The following is a 531-nucleotide window of genomic DNA, read 5'->3' as shown; positions in this document are numbered from 1 at the left end:
CTCCTAACTCTTCTGTTGTACAACATATCCATTTCTTTTCCATTGTAATATTTTTTAAAGTATTATTCATAGTATAGATGAACATTATTTTTAGAACTTGTGCCTGTGCTTTCACTCCAAGCATATACGCAAATACATTAAACCCACCTAAGAGTTTAATCGGGTCTTCACTTATATACCTCCCCGTTTCAGGGTAGTAATACCTAAATCTATTGTAGCATAACTCTATTTCAGGGTCGTAATATTGTCCTTGGTACTTGAATGGACACTTGAAGTTCTCTTTGGCAAAGCCTTGTCGGGAGTTGCCATAAAGGTCTTGTTCACGTTCCCATATTAGTTCACCTTCTTGGTTGTAGGCTCTTTATTAGTGCATAGTGTATAGAGTACAGTGAACAATGGTGATATTCCCACTATACACCCCGCTTTGAGTACTCGCATATTTTGCCTGTGTGGTACTCATACACCCCTGTGAGGTAAAAATACTATAATTCTTCTAATCCACAAAATTATTTTTGAAATATTTTGTGGGGT

General features: G+C 36.5%; 1 protein-coding gene. It reads right to left on the bottom strand.

The genetic code is table 11. The annotated features are described in order from the left end of the window. Positions 1-334 (bottom strand): RHS repeat domain-containing protein (locus HMPREF1551_RS13510; protein ID WP_081695760.1); only part of this gene is annotated, 334 nt, incomplete at its 3' end. Positions 335-531 lie beyond the last annotated feature (197 nt).

Origin of the sequence: Capnocytophaga sp. oral taxon 863 str. F0517, from assembly GCF_000466425.1 — a bacterium.
In the GTDB taxonomy this organism is placed as follows: Bacteria; Bacteroidota; Bacteroidia; order Flavobacteriales; family Flavobacteriaceae; genus Capnocytophaga.
This window is presented reverse-complemented; position numbering and strand designations above follow the sequence as displayed.